The sequence below is a fragment of the Streptomyces sp. NBC_01707 genome (assembly GCF_041438805.1).
In the GTDB taxonomy this organism is placed as follows: Bacteria; Actinomycetota; Actinomycetes; order Streptomycetales; family Streptomycetaceae; genus Streptomyces.
The window spans coordinates 6208657-6224322 of sequence record NZ_CP109190.1 but is presented as its reverse complement, the minus strand read 5'-3'; the positions used below and the strand labels follow the sequence as shown (position 1 = coordinate 6224322).

Sequence of the window (15666 nt, the reverse complement as noted above, 5' to 3'; positions counted from 1 at the left end):
GCACGACCGAGTCGCGCCGGGCCGGCCGGACCTCGGGCCGGCGTCAGCAGCTGGGGACCTTGCGGCCCTGCTCCAGCGCCCGCAGCGAGGACACCGCGCTCTTCAGCGTCGTGACGGGGATCAGCTTGAGCCCCTTCGGGAGCTCGGCGCCCGCCTCCTTGCACTCTGCCTTCGGGACGAGGAAGACGGTCGCCCCGTCACGCCTGGCCGCCTGGGTCTTGAGCGAGACCCCGCCGACCGCGCCGACATCGCCATTCGCCTCGATCGTGCCCGTGCCCGCGACGGTGCGGCCACCGGTGAGATCGCCGCCCGAGCCGTTGCCGTCGAGCTTGTCGACAATGCCGAGCGCGAAGAACAGGCCGGCGCTGGGGCCGCCCACATTGGCGAGACGCAGGGTGACATCCACCGAGCCGGGGGGCTTTCCGAGATACGTCAGGGCAGCGTCGACGGCGGAGTTCTGCGACTTCTCCATGTCCTCGAGGTTGTGCTTCTCGATCTCCTTCTCGGAGCCGCCGGTCGGGTAGACCGAGTCGCGGGGCAGAACCGCACGGTCCGTCCGGAACCAGCTGTCGATCACATCTCCCAGGCCGACGTCCGCGTTCGGCCCGGTCGCAATGATCGTCGTCATCCGCAACTGGCCGCTGGTGGCCCGGGTCGGCGTGCCCTCGATGCTGATCACGGGCGTGCCGCGCACGTCCCCGAGCACGTTCGCGGTCGTACCGGGCTGCGCCAGCGTGAACGGCAGCGGTGCGAAGGCGGCCACGCCGAACAGCGCGAGGACGGGCAGAGCGCAGAGGGCGAGGGTGCGGGGGCGCGAGAGACGAGTGACCACCCGCCCAATCTAGCCGCCGGGGGCGGAGGGCGAGTGCGGCCACCCCCGGCACGCCCGGCGCCCGACGACGCCCGACCCGCCGGGGGCCCGTCCGGTGCGTGAGAACAGCACAGCCACCGGACGGCGCCGGTCACTACCGCAGCGCGTCCGCCACTTCACGGGCCGCGTCGACGACCCGCGGGCCGACCCGCTCCGGTACCGCGTCCGCGAGCATCACCACGCCCACGCTGCCCTCGACCCCCGTCACACCCATCAGCGCCGCCGCAGCGCCGCTCGCGCCCGCTTCGAGTTCGCCGTGGGTGAGGGTGAAGGCGGGTTCGGCCACCGGCTTCGCCCGCGCGGCAAGGATCGCCCGGCCCGCTGCCCCGCGGTCGAGGGGATGGCGGAAGCCGGCCCGGTACGCCACGTGGTAGTCGGTCCAGGTCGGTTCGACGACCGCGACCGCCAGCGCGTCGGTGCCGTCGACCAGGGTCAGGTGGGCGGTGGCTCCGATGTCCTCGGCAAGGGACCGCAGCGCGGGCAGCGCTGCCTCCCGTACGAGCGGATGCACCTGGCGGCCCAGGCGCAGCACGCCCAGGCCAACCCTTGCCCGGCCACCCAAGTCGCGGCGTACCAGGGCATGTTGCTCCAGAGTGGCGAGCAGACGGTAGACGACGGTGCGGTTCACGCCGAGTTTGTTGGACAACTCGGTGACAGTCAGACCGTGGTCGGTGTCGGCAAGCAGCTTGAGGACGCGTAGTCCCCGGTCGAGCGTCTGGGAGGTCTCCGCGGTCACGACGCCCTCTCCTCTTTGGTGAGTGGCGGCACTCTCACGGAGGTTGCGTCGCCGGTCCCAGCGGCGACGCACGGAGAGGCCGCCGGCGGCCAAGGCACCGGCTGCGCTCCGCGGCGGCGTTGCCACGGGGCGTTCACTTTTTTGGGGACAGTAGCGAGCCAGTCCGCTCAGCGGAAGACCTCGTCCAGAATCCGGGCGCCCGTAGGCATACGGTTGTGCTTCGGAAGCATAAGTGCCGGTCAGCGCGGCGCCGACGGGATTCTGACCATCTACGCGCGTCCAGGTCGGCCGACGCCGTCGCGACGCTCCGTATGCGGAAGTGAACCGCCGTTAACTCACCGTGAACGAATATGGCGCAATTTTTCTTTCCGTCAGGACCTCGCAGGCCCGGATCACCGCCGTCGCCGGGCCCCGGACGGCAGAGCCGAGGGCCGGGACGGGGCCCTTGGCCCCTGTCCCCGTCCCGACCGACATCCGACCGCGTGGCCTCACGGCCTCACGTCATGCGCGTGGCCCACTCCTGCACCTTCTTGATCCGCTGCTGGATCTGTCCGGCCGTCGCCTCCGCGCTCGGCGGCCCGCCGCAGACCCGTCGCAGCTCGGTGTGGATCACTCCGTGCGGCTTGCCGCTCTGGTGCGTGTACGCCGACACCATCGTGTTGAGCTGCTTGCGCAGCCCCAGCAACTGCTTGTGGGTGACCACCGGCCGGGCCTCGGCCGGCTTCTCCAGCAGGTCGGCCTCCCCGGCCGGCTTCTGCCTGCTGTGCGCGATCTGCCGGGTCTGCCGCTTCTGGAGCAGCAGCTGCACCTGGTCGGGTTCGAGCAGCCCGGGGATGCCCAGGTAGTCCTGCTCCTCCTCGCTGCCCGGGTGCGCCTGCATGCCGAACTCGGCGCCGTCGTACAACACCCGGTCGAAGACCGCGTCGGACTCCAGCGCCTCGAACGGCAGCTGCTCCTCGGTCTCCTCGTCCTCCAGTCGCTCCGCGTCGGCGAGGAGCTTGTCCTCCTCCGAGAACGGGTTCTCCTCGTCACTGCCCTTCTTGGGCTTGTCGAGGACGTGGTCCCGCTCCACCTCCATCTCGTTGGCGAAGTCGAGGAGCATCGGGATGGTCGGCACGAATACGGAAGCGGTCTCACCGCGCCGACGCGACCGGACGAAACGCCCGACGGCCTGTGCGAAGAAGAGCGGCGTCGAGATCGTGGTCGCGTACACACCGACCGCGAGGCGCGGCACGTCGACGCCCTCCGACACCATCCGGACCGCGACCATCCAGCGCGAATCGTCCTCGCTGAACTTGTCGATCTTCTTGGACGCGGCCTTCTCGTCGGAGAGGACCACGGTCACCTTCTCACCGGTGACCTTCTTGAGGATCTTGGCGTACTCGCGCGCCGATTCCTGGTCGGTCGCGATGACGAGACCGCCCGCGTCCGGAATGCCCTTGCGCACTTCGGTCAGCCGCTTGTCGGCGGCCGAGAGGACGTTCGGGATCCAGTCACCGGTGGGCGACAGCGCGGTCCGCCAGGCCTGCCCGATCGCGTCCTTGGTCATCGGCTCGCCGAGGCGGGCGGCGATCTCGTCACCGGCCTTGGTGCGCCAGCGCATGTTTCCGCTGTAGCTGAGGAAGATCACGGGGCGGACGACGCCGTCGGCGAGGGCGTTCCCGTACCCGTACGTGTAGTCGGCCGAGGACCGCCGGATCCCGTCGTTGCCCTCCTCGTACGCGACGAACGGGATCGGGTTCGTGTCGGACCGGAACGGCGTACCGGTGAGCGCGAGCCGCCGGGTCGCCGGGTCGAACGCCTCCTGGCAGGCCTCACCCCACGACTTCGAGTCACCGGCGTGGTGGATCTCGTCGAGGATCACGAGGGTCTTGCGCTGCTCGCACCGGTTGCGGTGCAGCATCGGACGGACGCCGACACCCGCGTACGTGACCGCGACCCCGTGGTACTCCTTGCTCACAGGTCCCGCGCTGTACTCGGGGTCGAGCTTGATCCCTATCCGGGCGGCCGCCTCCGCCCACTGCTTCTTCAGATGCTCGGTCGGCGCGACGACGGTGATCTGCTGCACGACATGGTGGTGCAGCAGCCATGACGCGAGGGTCAGCGCGAAGGTGGTCTTCCCTGCGCCGGGCGTGGCGACTGCGAGGAAGTCACGCGGCTGCTCCTGGATGTACTTCTCCATGGCACCCTGCTGCCAGGCTCGCAGCTTGCCGGCCGTACCCCAGGGGGCGCGGCCGGGAAAGGCGGGTGAGAGGTGGTGGGAGGCGGTAGTAGTCACGGTCTCCGGTTCGGGGCTCTCGGGTACGTGGGGCGCTGTCCGCACGGGCCGGGACGGGCTCGCACGCGATACGACAACCGGGCCACCCTACCGGGGGCCCGGCCGGAACCCCGTATGGACGAACCGTGGTTCGGGCCGCTGAGACCCTCTTCACAGGGAACGTCCGTCTGTCGGACCCAGGCGGCCGCTCCGCGATCTTGGCCATGTCCGGTGCCCCCTGACACACTTCCCGCACGAACCTCTCGGCTTCGTCCACATCGAAGTCCGCGTCCAGCGGATGTCCGTGCATGTGCAGAAAAAACCCAGGTCGCGTACCGGGCGACGCGCCTGTTGCCTTCCACAAGGGCACGGTCGCGGGCCAGGGATTCCATCAGCGCCGCGGCCCAGTCGGCACTAGGGCTTCACCCGCACCCGGCCCGCCACCCACGCCCCCACCAGGGCCACCCCCGCCATCGGCAGGAACACCACCGCGAAGGCCCCCGGATGTGCCCCGGACGCCCCCGCTTCCACGGCCTCGTGCGCCGCCCCCACCGCACCACCGCCGAGCGCGGCGAACGCCGCGCCCCCCGCGGCCAGCAACAGCACGTTCGACAGCCCGTCGGAGATCTGCAGCGCGGCGGAGTTGGCCCCCGCCTCCTCCGGCGCCGACAGCTTCAGCAGCAGCACACTCGTCGAAGCGATCACCATGCCCATGCCGAAGCACCCGACGGCCCAGGCGACGGCCACCGTCCACACCGGCACCGACGCGATCAGCACCGACGGTGCGCCCGCGATCGCCGCCACGACCAGCACCATGCCGCCCACCATCAGCCGTTCCCGGTACGGCTCCAGGCGCGGCCGGGCCTGTACGTACGAGCCGAGCGCCCAGGTCCCGCCCCCGGCGGCGAGCGACAGCCCGGCCATCGTCGGGGACAGCCCGCGCTGCGTCACCAGCATCAGCGGCACGAAGGACTCGGCGGCGATGAACGACCCGGCGGCGATCCCGCGCAGCAGCACCACCGACGGCAGCCCGCGCGCCGCGCGCCCGGTCCCCGCGGGCAGCAGCCCCCGTACGGCGGGAACGAGCAGAGCGACACCCGCGGCGGCCGGAACCAGCGCAAACCAGTTCCGCTCCTGCCCGGCGTACTGCAACAGACCGGCCCCCAACGAAATACCGAGCGCCAGACCGATGCGCCGGCGGTCGTACGGCTCGACGGGCGCCGACGGATCGGCAGGCCCGGACGCCATGCGCCGGATCGCGGGCAGCGCGAGGGCCAGCGGGAAGACCACCAGCACCGGAATCCCGACGAAGACCCAGCGCCAGCCGAGATGCTCGGTCACGCTGCCGGCGGCGAGCGGCCCGACGACGGACGGGACGACCCAGCTCGCGGCGAAAGCGGCCATGATCGCCGGCCGGATCCGCTCCGGATAGGCCCGGCTGACCACCACGTACAACGCCACGATCACCAGTCCGCCACCGAGCCCCTGCACGGCCCGCCCGGCGATGAACATCCACATGCCGCCCGCTGTCCCCGACAGCAGCAGCCCGACCCCGAAAGCACTGATCCCGGTGGCCAGCGGCGCCAGCGGCCCGCGCCGGTCCGCCCACTGCCCGGACAGCACCATGGCGAAGAGACTGGTCGTGAAGTACGCGGAGAACGCGAACGCGTACAACGGAATGCCGTGCAGTTCACGGGCGGCGACCGGCATCGCGGTCCCGACGGCGGTCGCCTCGAAGGCGATCAGGAACACGACGGAGACGATGCCGATGCTGAGCGCCCGATAGGTCCGGCCCAGCAGCCCTTCGGATTCGGCGACGACGGGAGCGTCCACAGCATGGGGCGAGACAGCGGCGTCACGCGGTTCGAGGGCGGTCATGAGCCCAAGAGTAAGGGGCAAGATCCGCTTTGAGGCCTGTCGCGAGTCGGTCGCGCACTGGTCCCTTGGTCGTAGGACCGGGGGCGCGGAACGGGGGTGGAACGAGGCGCGGAACGGGGCTCCGACCATGAACGGCGTATGGCAGTCGCATTGCACCCCGCCCCGCACCCTTGAGCACGCGCCCCCGCCGCCCCTACGGTCGACACATCAGCAGGACACGCAAAACGTAGTAAGCGCATGACCGTGTGCCCGAGTGGTTCAGGGGCTCGACTGCAACTCGAGTTACACCGGTTCGAATCCGGTCACGGTCTCCGGTCCGGGAGTCACGCGGATCTTCTGAAGGTGGGGAAGCGGCCCCGAACGGGCCGCTTCCCCACCTTCATTTCCCACCCTCGGTCCGCCCCACGGCCAGGTCGGCTCGAAGCCACGACCGGAGCTACGACACCCCATCGGCAACGAACGAACCGAGCCCGACCTCGGTACGGATGAGACCTTCGGCCTTCAGATGGGTCAACGCCTTCTGAGCCGTCGAGGCCGCAATCCCGAACTCCGTCGACAGCTCCACCACACTGGGGACCTTTCCGCCCACCGGGTAGACGCCCTCCGCGATGCGAGCAGTGATCACTGCCGCCACCTGGCGCCACACAGGGCGCGTTCGGTCAAGATCCTCGCTCATGCAGTTGACGCTAGATATCCGCGGTACACCGCGCGACCGCAGTCTACCGCGGTAGACTGCGGTCGCCGCGGCCGGCGCTCGCCCCCGCGACCGTGCGACCGGCCCGGGCAATGGCCGGCAGTTACTGAGGAGCTGACGACGTGAGCCAGATCAGCCATGTGCGATTACTGCCCTGGTGCGGGGTGGACGGGCAACCTGCCCACCTGGTCACGGACGGCACCGAGAGCCGTCTTTCACGCCTCGCCGACAGCATCGAGGCCACCCAACTCGATACAGGAAGAGAGGTACTCAGACTCTCCCGCGCCATACTCCAAAGCCTTGAACGCCCCACGGCCGGCGAGCTCTTCTACGTGACGCAGCGGCTCACGGAATGCCTGACCGATGCCCTGCGCGTCGCGGAGAGCCGCGGCCTGAGAGTTCCCGCGTACGAGGCCTGACCAAGACCCCCAGCAACGGTCGCGGGAGTGGGGGCATCTCGCCCGCACCCCGCGACGGTGGACTTGCCGGAGACCATTACGCCATCAACGAGGACGACTGCCCGTTGGTCTCATTGCGTTGCCTGAAGCCGAGGAAGCCAATCCGGCGATCGCGCACGCCCCCCTCGCCGTGGCCACGAAGCTGCAGCAGCGGGAATGAATGACCGCGACAGTGACAGCCGCGCCGATAAGTGCCGCTGCGGCAACGCCCACGCCGACCCAGACACCAGGCTTCGGGCCCGCGGTCCGCCGCTTTCACTCCCAGAGCCGACACGCTCCCTGATACTCCGGCGCAAGCATCGTCACGCTCTCGGCACCCCTTGCCCCTGATGTACATGCGGGGTTCACCGTATGAACCTGAAGCGGCAACCGGGTCCTTCGCGGTGGTCGGGCACAGTGTGGCCACCCACCCGATTCGATCATCAGTGCGGCAGCCCATGTCACGGCCGGCCCGCTGTCAGGAGCCTCGCCGCGATGGACAAACCACTCCCGAGATCCGCCACCGCCGTCGGCAGCCCCCAAGGGACTGCGCGGGCCGAGCGGGCCAGAGATCCATGGTGGGACAACGCTCGGTTCGTCTCCGCCACGCTGATCGTGATTCTGCACACCGCGGGCAGCATCATGGAGAAGGAGGAGGTGCTGCACTCCTTCCACATCGCCAGCTGGGCCTTCCGGGTGCCGGCCTTCGTCATGCTGGCCGGCGTGTTCAGCAGCGCGGGTCCTCTCGGCCCCCGCCCCCTGCGCTCCCTGCTGCAGAGCATCGTGCTGCCCGCCCTGGTGTTCAGTCTGTTCTTCTCGCTGGAGAGCCGCTGGCTCGGCGCCGAGTTCACCCTGCACATCGTCCAGTTGCCGTGGACCCTGTGGTTCCTGATGTCCCTCTTCTTCTGGCGGCTGCTGCTGCCGCTCGTCGTGCAACTGCGCCACCCGCTGCTCGTCACCACGGGCGTCTCCCTCGCGGTGGGGTACGTCGACGACTTCGGGATGGCCTTCTCCGCCAGTCGGACCCTTGTCTATCTGCCGTTGGTCTACCTCGGCTGGCGGATCGGCCAGGGCTATCTGCACTCCTGGTTCACCAGCCGTTGGAGCCTGCCCGTGGCAGTCGCCGGGATCCTGGCCTCCTGTGTCGTCGGGTGGCTCTGGCACCGGGACATCAAGGGCAACTGGCTGTCTATGCGCCACCCCTACTCTGTCGCCGATCCGCTGAGCCTGGAATTTGCCTGGGTCATCAGGCTGCTGGTGCTGGCCTCGGCCGCGGCCCTGGTGCTCTGCCTGCTGAGACTGATGCCCCGACGGCGGCTGCCGCTGATCTCCGCGTTGGGCGCCGGCGGCTTCACCATCTATCTGCTGCATCCGCTGGTCATCCTGCCGTTCCGCGAGCAGGGCTGGATCTCCCGGGTGAACACCCCGGTCGAGATCGTCGGTCTGGTGCTCTGCGCGATCCTGCTGACGATGGTGCTCGGCTCCCCGCCGGTCCGCCGGCTGGTCCGGCCACTGACCCGGCCGTCCATCAGCTGGCTGCTCGCCCCTGCCCCGGCACGTCAGCAGCCGGTGTTCACGACAACGACACCGGCCCCGTCCACAGCGACGGCGACGATTCCGTCGCCCCGCAGTGCCGCCGAGCAGCAGACCACGGCGCCTTGATCACGCGACGCGTACACACGGCCGTACGTCCGGGAGGTTGACTGACTCGCCTGGAAAGTGGGTTACGCGGGTTCGATTCCGGTCACGGTCTCCACGCAGGAAGTCCGCCCAGCACACGCCAAACGTCGCGCCAAGCGGGCTTGGGCATTTCCAAGAACAGCCCTGGGGCTCCAGCGCGGACGGTACGAATCCGTTGATGAATTCCTTCAGTGCTTTGCGACGGTCGGCGACATCCTCGGGTACCGCCTTAGATTCGCCGAGTTCGACAAGGACGGCGTACTTCCTTGGGCAGCCTTGGTATACGCACTCCTTCACGGCGAGCACGAAGCGATCCATGATGCGGATGACCGGTAAGGCGTAGCGTCCCTCGGCCCGGCGTCCTTCCCCGGCGTGAGATACCAGTCCGCGTCGGCGAAGGGATCGGCGTCCACATTCAGTACGTCCCCGACCACAGGCGACGCGGGCCGCTTGTCGACAGTGAGCGCGCAACTGAGACTGCCGGGGGCTGGGCCTGAAGCCCGCTCCGCGAGCTTTCTCTCCGTCCGGCAGCAGCGGTGTCAGCGTGTCCCCCTGCGACGTCGACATCGCACAACCGGTCCGGACCGAGTAGCTAGCCGCACCTCCCGCCGTCGTCGCCCCCGCTACGAGCCGACAGCGGCCTTGGCGAGTGCAGAGCCGCGCAGGACGACGGTTGCGGGCCCGCTTCGTCTCCTCACTTGAGGCGCGGATCCACTTGGACGACGGCATCCACCGTCGGCAGAGTGACCTTGTTCTTGCAGTCCATGAACTCGATTACCTGTGACGCTGCCGCATTCAGCAACCGCACGCGCGACATCGAACTCAGCTGCAGCCGGTCATCGATCACTACCCTGAGGAGATCCATCTCCTTGCCGGGCTCAACCAGATCAGGCCGCTGGCAATCGATAAACATACGCGCGAGACGAGGTTCTCCTGAGGTCAGATCATATGCCGCCGAGGTGCCCTGAATCTTTCCCCTCACGTTTTCAAATGTCTCCGGCCACCAATCAAGCCAGATATTGACAGCAACATCGTCACTCGCGCTCCTACCGAAGCCACAGGTAGAATTGTACGAAAATCGCCCATTCATACCTCTGGACAGGACTTTCGCAACCTTTGCGGGCTCAGCTCGGGCAGTTCCATTTGCAGCCCCATACCAATAGACCCGATCGGTCTTCAATTTACTTGAGATCTCGGATCGGGTCGCCCCATTAACTATTCCACCACAGGTCTCGGCCAAAGGGGTTAGAGAATCAGAGTGCTCAGACTTGCCCCCTTTCGCTCCAGCATCCTTCTCTCCGCTTGCGCATGCCGTAGCGGCAGACGCCAACAGGATCACCGTGGCAGCACCCACGGAGTACCACTTTTTCATCTCAGTCCGCATCTGTCTGATCGGCCTCGGTGTCACCGTTGGTATAACCACGCTCAACGCCGACTCTTACTTCCTTCCACCAAGCGGTGTCATCCACCTCCGGGTGCACCGCAATGTATGCGTCCAGGGCAGCTCCGGCTCGCTTGCGCCCCAGACCAACAAACTCTCTCTTATCCACCTCTTCTTCGCGATCGAAGTCTGCCTCCTGCTTGGCCAGTTCGCGATCGATCTCGATCCCCTGATCCGTCTCAATCGCACCCCCTGCACCTTCGATAATCAGCGGGACAGCGAACTGGGCAACGGCCGCGGCTCCAGTGGCTGCGGCGGGACCGCCAAAGGGCAATGTCGCCAGCCCGACACCTACACCGATGCCCTGACCGATCCCGAATTTCTTCCATTCAGCCGCTTCCGCAAGTTTGCGATTGGCTTCGTCCGTCTTCTCGCCGTACTCGTGATCAATCTCCGTGACGCGGGACTGATCAAGAATTCCATGCGTCTTGGCGCCGCTTTCAATGATCATCTTTAGCTCGTCATCTGGATTCGGATGCGCCTTGAGTCCGCTGACCGTGTACTGCTCCTGAGCCTGAGAAAGGATTTCGTATCCACCCTCGTGCTGACCAACCGATTGAAGGAAACTCAAGGCACTGTCATGTTTCAAGAAGGTGTGCCCCTCGCCCAAATGACCGAACGCCGCGTCCCGCGAAGCTCTTCCTCCGTCGCCATCGCTGAAGTTAGCGACGGACCAGTTCAAGTCATCGATATAACCGGCACCCATCTTGGCCAGGCTGTTGCCGATCCCCGGCTTGTCCGCAACTAGACCTTGGTCGTTGCCGACCAGCCTCACGACCTGCTCCATGACGTTTGCCGTCGTGTCGTCCCGTCGCAACCCCAGTTCCGGCCGGTCGTACGGCACGCCGAGAGTCGCCGCTTCCAGCGCGTGGCCCAACTCGTCATATCCGTAGCCCCGCTTGTTGTCGACCAGCCAGTTCCCGTTCGGCCACTCCCGGTCCTTGAGCAGATACTGCAGATCGGGGTCGGTCTTGTCGTGCGGCCCCCAATCCTTGGAGAAGAACATCGTCTTCGCTGCGTCCGGGTTGTGCCCGAGCGCGTCCATGTAGCCGGCCATGGGGTCCAGTCCGTGGTCCGTCCCCGGCCCGAAGTTGAGATACGTCTCGTACCCGTCCGGCTGCCACAGGTCTTTGAGTTTGGTGCTCTTGTGATCTTTCTCGAAGTCGATGAGGCTTCGCCCGTAGTCGGTGAGAAAGTCCTTGTCGTACTCACCGGTCCTCATCAGGCTGCTCATCACCTGGTAGCCGTACGGTCCGTCGCTGACGGTTGCTGCGCCCATGTCGACCATCTGAACGCGGTCGTCACCGAGCGCCACCATCTGCCTCTTCCAGCGCTCCATGGCGGCGCTGTCGGAGTGAGAGGCGGTCGCCAGTGTCCGGCTCAGAGACTTCTGGATCTGAGCAGAAATCTTGGTCCGCTCGTCGCCGGTCTGCCTGCGGTCGGCGATCCTCGTCCAGAACTCCAGTGTCTTCTTGGGGCCCAGCCGAGTCGCGAACCGCTCAGTGAAATACGGATCACCTTCGTGCTTCTTCAGGAGGCTGTTGATCCGTGTGAGCGTCTCGGCATCCGGAGCCGTCCGCGCTGACGCAAGCTCTGTCAGGGCTGCCAGGTCCTTCTCAGCTGCCGCTCTTCCTTGCTTGGCTTCCTTGATGCTGCGGTACGTGTGCGCGTCGAAGCCACGCTCGCGGCCGTTGCCGTCCTGCGAGAGAACCCAACTGAGGGTGTCGTCGACCTCGTCGGCCGCGGTCAAGCACGACCGAATGCTCTCGCGGTAGGCGATGATCGACTCCTGGTAGCCCTTCCGAAGTGCAGCCAGGTCGTCTATCGGTGTATCAGCCGGGGCGTCGAACCAGACCTCGCCGTCCGGCTTGATCGACAGGTACTTGTCCTGCTCGATCTGGTCGCGCAATCCTTTGAGCTTCTTCTGCGACGATTTGAAAACGTGAAGCGCGTCGTCAAAAAGCAGATGTATGTCCGTGGCCTCTTCGGAGGCCGCGTCGATCTGTCGCTTCACCTTGCCGAGCTTGGTCCGCGCGGCGTTAGCTGCTTCACCCTCCCAGTCGTAGTCCCACAAACCCTTCTCGACCGTGTTCTCGTACTTCCGCGCAATGGTCTTGAACTGACCAGGCAGGTTTCGCCACTTCGCAACCGCTTCCGAGAGTGGAGCAAGATCTACATGGAGGAGATTCTCGTACGTCAGCATGCCGGTTCCCCCGATCCCCTCACTGTCACTTCAGATCCCGGTCCTTGCTGGATGCCCGCTTGTGTCGGTCGGCTTGCGCCTGGTCCTGTGCGGCGAAGTCATCGGCGGTCGCGCGCAGGGCTCCTGTCACGTCCTGCTGCAGGAGTCCCTCGACATACTTCATCTGCGCATTCCAGCGCTTCACGAAAACCTCGAATGCAGACCGCGACGCAAAACCCTTGAGGCTGGGACCTACTTGCCCGGTCTCGGTCATCGTCTTGTTGTCCGCGTCCCGAAAGTCGCCCCGGACGATGTCGGCCTTGCCGGCCCGCCTCCGCAGCTCAGCTCCGGTGATCTTCACCTTCTCCTTGGCCCCGGACGGGCCCTCTCCGGCTTGAAAGCTGTTGAGTTGCATCGCTGCCGTCTGCTTGGCCGCCGCTTCGGCGCGCAGCTCAGCCCATTCCTCGTCGAACGACACCCTGTCCCCGTTTCAATCCTGCCCACAGCCAGACCCGTTGCCAGCGTGAAGTTACGGGCACGACCGGCAACGCGAATCACCTGAGCAGATCGACGCTATCTGACGAGCGTAAGCATGGAGCAGCGCGTTCAAGTCATTCCCGCAGAACTCACACACCCGCACACCACCTTGTCCGCAAACTCCCGTTGGCGAATTCAGGCGTAAGGGCCCTGCGTCGTGCCGCCTCCGTACGGCGAGTTGGAGCCGGGCGGAGCGGCAGGAGGGGGACCGAAGGCCGACGGTGCGGGCTGGTGCTGAGACGGGTACGGGTACGGCGGTTGGTGCGTATACGCGGGCGACGCTGCTGCTGCCGCCTTGCGGCGGCGGGAGCGGATGGCCAGGGCGGTGACCGCTGCGCCGGTGAGCGCTGCGGCACCGATACCGAGGCCGATCCAGAGACCGGTGTTGCTGTCGGTGCCGGCTGCGGGGGCTGCGGTAGCCGGCTTGTCGTCGCCCTCTGAACTTCCGGTCGCCTGTGAGGGCTTGGCTGAGGGCTGGGCACTCTCGGCCGCCGCAAGATCGGGCAGTGGGTACTCGCCGGCCGGACCGGGGTCGCCGGGGGTCTTCAGGGCGATGCGGGGTCGGACGATGCCGTAACCGATGTAGTCCGTACGCTCGGCGCCGCTCGTCGGGCCGCCTGCCGTGTTGAGCATGACGCGCAGGACCTGGTTGTTGGTCCAGTCGGGGTGCTTGGACCAGATGAGGGCGGCCGAGGCGGAGGCGATGGCGGTCGCGTCGCTCGTGCCGTGCCCCCGGCACACGCCGGTCTCCCCTGCACATGCATAGACCACGTCTTCACCGGGTGCTGAGAGGTCCACCTGCCCCCCGTACTGGGATTCATCCGTCTTGCGGAGATCTTCGCCGATGGCACCCACCCCGACGACGCCCGGCGTTCCGGCCGGATACTCAACCATGTTCGCCTTGTCACCGCTGTTTCCAACAGCAGCGAAGATCAGCGAACCCTTGTCAAGCGCGTATTTTACGGCAGCCGTCAATTGCTGTGACCCGGTCGCATGCCCCAGGGAAATGTTGACAATCTTCACCCCGTGGTCAACCGCATATCGAATTGCAGTTGAGGCATCTCTGTTGAACGCCTGGTCAGCTGATGCCTGATTCGCGGCCTTAGTGGGGTCGAATATCCTGATAGGAAGAATTTTCGCTCCGGGAGCCAGCCCGAAAGCCCCGTTGCCGCCACGGCTCTTGCCTGTCCCGGCGATGATGCTCGCCATTCCAGTGCCGTGACCGTTGTAGTCCTTGAATTCGTCCCCTGAAACATTGTGTTCCAGGTTCAATCCCTTGAGAACCTGACCTGCAAGGTCCGGATTCGTCGCGTCCACTCCGGAGTCGATGACAGCAACGGTGACGCCGTCACCGGTACTCGTCTCCCACATCTTCTCGGCCTTCATGGCGTCGAGGTGCCACTGCATGGAGCGGACGGAGTCCGCATGTGCTGGTGTGGCAGCGACGGCCACCAGTAGGAGCCCCACCACAGTCGACACCGTGGTTCGCTGTCGGGTGAATCCTCTGCTGCTGGTGCGCATCTGCATTCCTTAGCCGGTGCTGTGCTGATCAGTCGATGACTGGAGGGACCACGCGTCGAGCGCCTTGCTGCCAGGTTTCCTCGTCCTCTGTGAGGTAGTCCGGCCGCTGCCCGCCCGCGTCTCGGTGCGAATCGACCGTCCGAGAAGCGTGCGGAGACATCGGCGCACCTCGCCCTACAGAACCGGTGCCACGCACACTTTCGGTCGACGTCGCGGCCCTTACCAAACCGGAGCCCCCGGGCGTGAATGGGCGCGTGCCGGTACGGCCTGGCTGCTGAGAACGACCGCCGACAACGCCGCCTGTTTCGCCCGCCAGTCGACGGCCGCCACTCACCCCGCTTTGGCCAGGAACGGTGCTAGTACCCACGCCTCCCGTGCCCGTGGTACGGCCCATTGGCGCACGCCCTTGCGTTCCCTCGCCACCGATCACCGTCCCACGCGGAATTCCACCCGCTGGACGCCCTGAAGTCTGTGGAACTGCACGTCCCCCGGTGATTCCGCCACCTCCAGAGGGGTGACCGATGGGACCAGAACCGAGTGGACCTGCCCCGGTGCCCGGCATCGACGGACGCGAGATCCCCGTCGTCTTGCCGCCGCCACTTGGACCGGATGGGATCACAGGTCCGCCGCCGAAGGTCGGAGGCACGGCAACTCCCGTGGAAGGGAGGACACTTTCAGGCCTGCCTCCTCCCGGAAGACCTGACGGAGTCGCGGACGGAACTGACGGAGCGTCCGGCAGAGTGGCGACTCCGTCGATCTCCATACCGACCGGCCGTGGCAAGTGGGCGTTGCTCAACGACTGGGACGCCACCGTTTGCTCTGAGGGTGTAACCACGCCACCCGATGGGCTCTGTCGCGCTGCCGCCAATCCATAATCCTTTCCCGTGGTACTGGAACTCTGCCCGGCTTCGCGAAGCACTACGTTGCCTTCTTCGCCACGGCGGTCCTCGTCAGGCGGCACGATCGCCTGCGGCGGCGGCGGAAACGCCGGCTTCTCCAGTCCGTCCATCTGCGAAGCAGAAAACGAGTACGTCTGCGCCAGCTTCCGCATCTGCGCAGCCGCCTCCTGGCGGTTCGCCTCCTGGGTCGCGATCAGCGTCTCCGCCGACTTCTGCGCAACCGCCGACGCATCGGGGTCGTTGCGCGCCGCCAACGCCGCGTCCAGGTTGGCCGGCGCGCCCGCCTGGGTGCGCGGGATCGCCGCCTGGGCCGACGCGATCGCGTTCGAAGCCTGCGTCAGCCACTTCGACGCGCCCTCGCTGTAATCCCCCAGGCGCAACGTGGAGTTGGCCAGGTCCGCGCTCCAGGTGCGGAACGCGTCGGCGCCCTCGCCCTTCCATTCGACCCACTGCGGGCGCACCTTCAGGTCTTCCGCGATCTTGCGGATCTCTGCAGCCGCGCTCACCAGTCGGTCGGCCGCGCCCTGTATCGC

At 66.8% G+C, this 15666-nt stretch carries 12 protein-coding genes, 2 tRNA genes and 1 pseudogene; 5 read left to right on the top strand and 10 right to left on the bottom strand.

Features of this window, described 5'->3' with window-relative positions; genetic code table 11:
- Positions 1–43: 43 nt before the first annotated feature.
- The 5 genes and pseudogenes from OG963_RS27950 to OG963_RS27930 form a co-directional block, all read right to left on the bottom strand.
- Complete coding sequence (locus OG963_RS27950) at positions 44–832, bottom strand: S16 family serine protease (RefSeq protein WP_093776781.1); 789 nt, start codon at positions 830–832, stop codon at positions 44–46.
- A gap of 133 nt (positions 833–965) precedes the next feature.
- A complete protein-coding gene (locus OG963_RS27945) occupies positions 966–1607 on the bottom strand; it encodes an IclR family transcriptional regulator (RefSeq protein ID WP_030923018.1) in 642 nt (213 codons plus the stop codon).
- Positions 1608–2103: 496 nt separating this feature from the next.
- Positions 2104–3885 carry a DEAD/DEAH box helicase gene (locus tag OG963_RS27940; RefSeq protein WP_037822492.1) on the bottom strand — a complete coding sequence of 594 codons (1782 nt, stop codon included), beginning with the start codon at positions 3883–3885 and terminating at the stop codon, positions 2104–2106.
- Between the two features lie 178 nt (positions 3886–4063).
- Positions 4064–4268 (bottom strand): annotated as a pseudogene (locus OG963_RS27935) (death-on-curing protein); the annotation flags it as partial.
- A 10-nt stretch (positions 4269–4278) separates the two neighbouring features.
- A complete protein-coding gene (locus OG963_RS27930) occupies positions 4279–5742 on the bottom strand; it encodes an MFS transporter (protein WP_319739578.1) in 1464 nt (487 codons plus the stop codon).
- Positions 5743–5981: 239 nt separating this feature from the next.
- On the opposite strand from OG963_RS27930, the gene OG963_RS27925 reads away from it, so the two are divergent.
- Positions 5982–6053: transfer RNA gene (locus OG963_RS27925), tRNA-Cys, on the top strand.
- Positions 6054–6178: 125 nt separating this feature from the next.
- Here OG963_RS27925 and OG963_RS27920 read toward each other — a convergent pair.
- A complete protein-coding gene (locus OG963_RS27920; protein ID WP_030923012.1) occupies positions 6179–6418 on the bottom strand; it encodes a GntR family transcriptional regulator in 240 nt (79 codons plus the stop codon).
- Positions 6419–6558: 140 nt separating this feature from the next.
- Here OG963_RS27920 and OG963_RS27915 point away from each other — a divergent pair, with 140 nt between their 5' ends.
- The 3 genes from OG963_RS27915 (at position 6559) to OG963_RS27905 (ending at position 8629) form a co-directional block, all read left to right on the top strand.
- The gene (locus OG963_RS27915; RefSeq protein WP_371799575.1) at positions 6559–6855 is read left to right on the top strand and encodes a hypothetical protein; all 297 of its coding nucleotides are present in this window, start codon (positions 6559–6561) and stop codon (positions 6853–6855) included.
- 513 nt (positions 6856–7368) lie between these two features.
- The gene (locus tag OG963_RS27910) at positions 7369–8535 is read left to right on the top strand and encodes an acyltransferase family protein (protein WP_371799574.1); all 1167 of its coding nucleotides are present in this window, start codon (positions 7369–7371) and stop codon (positions 8533–8535) included.
- A 19-nt stretch (positions 8536–8554) separates the two neighbouring features.
- A tRNA-Ser gene (locus tag OG963_RS27905) sits at positions 8555–8629 on the top strand.
- Positions 8630–9247: 618 nt separating this feature from the next.
- Here OG963_RS27905 and OG963_RS27900 read toward each other — a convergent pair.
- The 4 genes from OG963_RS27900 to mycP all read right to left on the bottom strand — a co-directional run bounded on the left by OG963_RS27900 (position 9248) and on the right by mycP (position 14234).
- Positions 9248–9535 carry a hypothetical protein gene (locus OG963_RS27900; protein WP_143020009.1) on the bottom strand — a complete coding sequence of 96 codons (288 nt, stop codon included), beginning with the start codon at positions 9533–9535 and terminating at the stop codon, positions 9248–9250.
- Between the two features lie 391 nt (positions 9536–9926).
- On the bottom strand, positions 9927–12197 hold the full coding sequence (locus OG963_RS27895; RefSeq protein WP_319739576.1) for a DUF6571 family protein: 2271 nt from the start codon (positions 12195–12197) through the stop codon (positions 9927–9929).
- A gap of 25 nt (positions 12198–12222) precedes the next feature.
- The gene (locus OG963_RS27890) at positions 12223–12654 is read right to left on the bottom strand and encodes a hypothetical protein (protein ID WP_319739575.1); all 432 of its coding nucleotides are present in this window, start codon (positions 12652–12654) and stop codon (positions 12223–12225) included.
- A 194-nt stretch (positions 12655–12848) separates the two neighbouring features.
- Positions 12849–14234 carry a type VII secretion-associated serine protease mycosin gene (gene mycP, locus OG963_RS27885; protein ID WP_371799573.1) on the bottom strand — a complete coding sequence of 462 codons (1386 nt, stop codon included), beginning with the start codon at positions 14232–14234 and terminating at the stop codon, positions 12849–12851.
- Positions 14235–15157: 923 nt separating this feature from the next.
- Between mycP and OG963_RS27880 the strand changes: the two genes are divergently transcribed.
- Positions 15158–15499, top strand: coding sequence for a hypothetical protein (locus OG963_RS27880; RefSeq protein WP_371799572.1), 342 nt, complete (start codon positions 15158–15160; stop codon positions 15497–15499).
- The last annotated feature ends 167 nt before the right edge of the window (positions 15500–15666 follow it).

What these genes read in the sequence shown, in the direction of transcription:
- mycP (WP_371799573.1), bottom strand. Translation starts at nt 14,234, where the DNA reads ATGCGCACCAGCAGCAGAGGATTCACCCGACAGCGAACCACGGTGTCG.
- OG963_RS27920 (WP_030923012.1), bottom strand. Translation starts at nt 6,418, where the DNA reads ATGAGCGAGGATCTTGACCGAACGCGCCCTGTGTGGCGCCAGGTGGCG.
- OG963_RS27930 (WP_319739578.1), bottom strand. Translation starts at nt 5,742, where the DNA reads ATGACCGCCCTCGAACCGCGTGACGCCGCTGTCTCGCCCCATGCTGTG.
- OG963_RS27895 (WP_319739576.1), bottom strand. Translation starts at nt 12,197, where the DNA reads ATGCTGACGTACGAGAATCTCCTCCATGTAGATCTTGCTCCACTCTCG.
- OG963_RS27910 (WP_371799574.1), top strand. Translation starts at nt 7,369, where the DNA reads ATGGACAAACCACTCCCGAGATCCGCCACCGCCGTCGGCAGCCCCCAA.